Source organism: Haloferax sp. s1, from assembly GCF_058382125.1.
Genome location: NZ_JBZRPK010000340.1, coordinates 1 through 3,300, shown reverse-complemented (window position 1 = coordinate 3,300; position 3,300 = coordinate 1). Strand labels below are relative to the sequence as shown.

The following is a 3,300-nucleotide window of genomic DNA, read 5'->3' as shown; positions in this document are numbered from 1 at the left end:
ACCTCACCCAAGTGGCTATCACCGGCCACACCTACGACTCGCTCACCGAGAGCGTCGTCGAGGGTCGCCTCTCGTCGGCCATCTACGGCGATGCGAAGCAGATTTACCCCCTGCGCCGCGTCGAGGTCAAGAAGTTCTCCCTCGAAGCCCGCCCCGAAGAGATCGAGGCGGAAGAGGAAGCCGCCGTCAGCGTCGACGAAGAAGACGTTGCAGTCGACGTCGACGAAGACGAAGCGTAAGCCCGTCACACCGACGGTCTGACTTCGAATTTCGATTTCGACTTTTTCTGCGACACGACTAACTTACTAACTGCTGAGAGGAGCGCACGCGTAGTGCCATTACTCGCCAGAAAGAAGTGAGTGGTTGAAACCGAGTTGGATGACTACTCCTCGACGACAATCGTACCGACCATTCCTGCCTGTTCGTGCGGGATACAGAGATACTCGTACTGGCCGGGGACCTCGAAGGTGTAGCTGTAGGTTTCTCTGCTTTTGATGAGTCCACCGAGGGAGTTCGAGTACGCGTTGCGGGCGGTTTCTTCGTCTTCGAAGCCGCCACTGGCGAAGAACTCGGCACCCTCGGGGAGGGTGCCCTCGTAGGCGGTGACCGTGTGGCCGCGCGAACTCGTGTTTCGCCACACGACTTCGTCACCGACTTCGACGGTCACGGTCGGCGGGTCGAACGCGGTGGCGGTCATTCCGACGTCGAAATCGTCACCGGACGCCAGCGAGGTCGAACAGCCGGAAAGGCTCGCAGTCACCACCGTCCCGGTCGCCGCAAGGAATCGACGCCGCGTCTGACGACCGTCTGAGGACCCATCGTCTCGCATACCCGCCCCTCGGGACGCGACCGATATATGTCGCATGGTTCGTCCGCCGAACCCGCGGGAGGCAGGAAGAACGTAAGAGCGAAAGGGCAGGTACGCAATCGCATCGGTATGAAACCCCGATTCGTCGGTCGGTTAGGCCCCGCCGACGTGGTTACTGCCGGAAATGCGGCACTCGGGTTCGTCGCTGCGGTCCTGACCGCAATTGATGTTCGCCTCGCGGCCAAGGCGATTCTCCTCGCTGCGATGGCCGACGGTCTCGACGGCGTCATCGCCCGACGCTACGGCGGGACCGACGCAGGTCCGTATCTCGACTCTCTCGCGGACGTGGCTTCGTTTGGCGTCGCCCCGGCGCTCCTTGTCGTCTCTGTCGTCCGCGAAATGTGGGGCTTCGACCGACTTCGAGTCGTCGCCGGTGTCGCCGTTGCGGCGCTGTTTGTAGCGGCGGCCGTCATTCGCTTGGCACTCTACACGGCCTACGACAGCGGGAGCGACGAGACGGTCGGCGTTCCGACGACGCTTGCGGCCACCATCCTCTCCGCCGGCGTTCTGGTCGGGTTCGTCGATCCGATGCTGCTCGTTGTTCTCTCGGCGGTCATGGCTGCGCTGATGCTCTCTGATGTGACGTACCCTGACCTCCACGCACAGGATGCGCTCGTGATGGGCGTCGTGCAAGGACTCGCTATCGTCCTCTCAGGGAATCTCGGCGAGGGATTCGCGTTTGGACTGCTGTTCTTGGCACTCGGCTATCTGTTCTTAGGGCCGCGATTCTACTGGGGCTAAGTCGCGGTTACCCGTCTAAAACGCGTTTCGAGTCGGCTTACATCCCCATGTCCGCCGCATCCTCCGGAATCGGGAGGTCGTGCGGCGAGACATCGAGAAGTTCTGCGGCGTGGTCGAGCGCCATGTCGAAACCGTAGTAGCGTTCTAACTCGTCGCCGTCGACGGTCGGTCGTACTTTCAGCATCGCATAGCCGTCGATGTTCTGTGCCACGGCGGCGGTTCGGCCCTCGCGGTCGAATTCGAGGACGCGTTCGGAATCGGTGACGTAGTACCGCGCGGTGATGCCGTCAGCAGTCGCCTCCTGCTCACTCATAGCCGTCGCTAAGAACCGGGGTGTGTCTAATGTACCGGTTCTATCGAGGACCGATTGTACGAGTCCCAGATTTAGAACGAAAGTGACGTGTCCCTCCTTCGAGGAACAGGAGGTATGTGGTTTCAGAGCGGCCGTCGGCGCGACCTCTGCGCCATCCTCTACGATGCGGGTGAACTCCGGGGACAGAAGGTAAAGACGCGATTAGAGCGCTACTACGACGTCCGCATCGACCCGCAGTCGTTCTACGCGACGCTCGACGCGCTCGTGGATGCGGGCCACCTCGAACGGCGAACCGAAGGGATACACGACGTGTACGGACTCACCGATGCAGGAGCAAGCCGGGTCGAATCGTACTACGCGTGGCTCACAGAACGCGTGGAAAATAACGAGAGACGGACGACCGACGCGGGCGACCGACCCCTCGACTGACGACGCTTACTTCTGTAACCAGTCCCCGATGGTGTTGCGGAGAATCTCGCTCGTGCCCTCATAGATTTCGTTGAGCTTTGCGTCACGGTAGTAGCGCTCGGCCGCGAAGTCCTTGGTGTAGCCGTAGCCGCCGTGAATCTGGATGCCCTCGTTGGCGACTTCGCGGCTAATCTCGCTGGCGTAGAGTTTCGCCTGTGCGGCCTCCTTGATGAACGTCTCGTCGCGAATCTTCAGGTCCGCGGCCTTGTGCATGAGAAGCTTCGCCGCCTGCACCTTCGTGTCCATGTCGGCGAGTTTGTGCTTGATTGCCTGGAAGTCGCCGATAGGCTGGTCGAACTGCTCGCGCTCGCCGGCGTACTTCACGGCGTCGTCGAGGGCCGCGCGTGCAATACCGATAGAGCGCGCCGCGATGGTGATTCGCCCACCGTTGAGCGTCTTCAGCGCTTGCACGAACCCGTCTCCCTCGTCGCCGAGAAGGCGGTCTGCAGGGATGCGCATGTCGTCGAAGCGGAGTTCGGCGGTCGGACAGCCTTTGTCGCCGAGTTTGTGCTCCGTTCCTTCGACGATGAATCCGTCGTCTTCCTCGGGCCGGACGACGAACGAGGAGATACCCTTGTTCCCTGCGTCGGGGTCGGTCTTGGCGAAGACGATGACGGTGTCAGCGACGGAGCCGTTCGAAATCCAGAGCTTGCCCCCGTTGACGACGTACTCATCGCCGTCTTTCACCGCGGTCGTCTCCATCGCGGGAACGTCACTGCCCGCGCCCGGTTCGGAGAGTGCGAACGCGCCGATGTCGGTTCCTTCGTTGACTGGCGTGAGGTACGTCTGTTTCTGGTCTTCGTTGCCGAACTCGTAGAGCATGTTGCCCGCGAGGCTCGTGTGCGCCGCGACGATGGTTCCGAGACCGCCGGAGCCGCGAGAAATCTCTTCGAGCCCGATGGCGTAGGAG

The 3,300-nt window shown here is 61.7% G+C and carries 5 protein-coding genes and 1 pseudogene; 3 read left to right on the top strand and 3 right to left on the bottom strand.

From position 1 onward, the window contains the following. Positions 1-239: pseudogene (locus QT222_RS04020) on the top strand (30S ribosomal protein S3ae); the annotation flags it as partial. Between the two features lie 143 nt (positions 240-382). On the opposite strand, the gene QT222_RS04015 reads toward QT222_RS04020, so the two are convergent. Further along, positions 383-829 carry a cupredoxin domain-containing protein gene (locus QT222_RS04015; protein WP_491476384.1) on the bottom strand — a complete coding sequence of 149 codons (447 nt, stop codon included), beginning with the start codon at positions 827-829 and terminating at the stop codon, positions 383-385. Positions 830-937: 108 nt separating this feature from the next. Here QT222_RS04015 and QT222_RS04010 point away from each other — a divergent pair, with 108 nt between their 5' ends. Continuing rightward, positions 938-1,609: a protein sorting system archaetidylserine synthase gene (locus tag QT222_RS04010; RefSeq protein ID WP_004572518.1), complete on the top strand. Its 672-nt coding sequence runs from the start codon at positions 938-940 to the stop codon at positions 1,607-1,609. Positions 1,610-1,646: 37 nt separating this feature from the next. On the opposite strand, the gene QT222_RS04005 is transcribed toward QT222_RS04010, so the two are convergent. Beyond that, positions 1,647-1,922, bottom strand: a complete 276-nt coding sequence (locus QT222_RS04005) for a DUF7111 family protein (protein ID WP_004572519.1) — start codon at positions 1,920-1,922, stop codon at positions 1,647-1,649. A 114-nt stretch (positions 1,923-2,036) separates the two neighbouring features. Here QT222_RS04005 and QT222_RS04000 point away from each other — a divergent pair, with 114 nt between their 5' ends. Next, a complete protein-coding gene (locus QT222_RS04000; RefSeq protein WP_004572520.1) occupies positions 2,037-2,351 on the top strand; it encodes a hypothetical protein in 315 nt (104 codons plus the stop codon). Positions 2,352-2,357: 6 nt separating this feature from the next. Here the strand turns inward: QT222_RS04000 and QT222_RS03995 are convergent. Further along, positions 2,358-3,300 (bottom strand): acyl-CoA dehydrogenase family protein (locus tag QT222_RS03995; protein ID WP_491476383.1); only part of this gene is annotated, 943 nt, incomplete at its 5' end.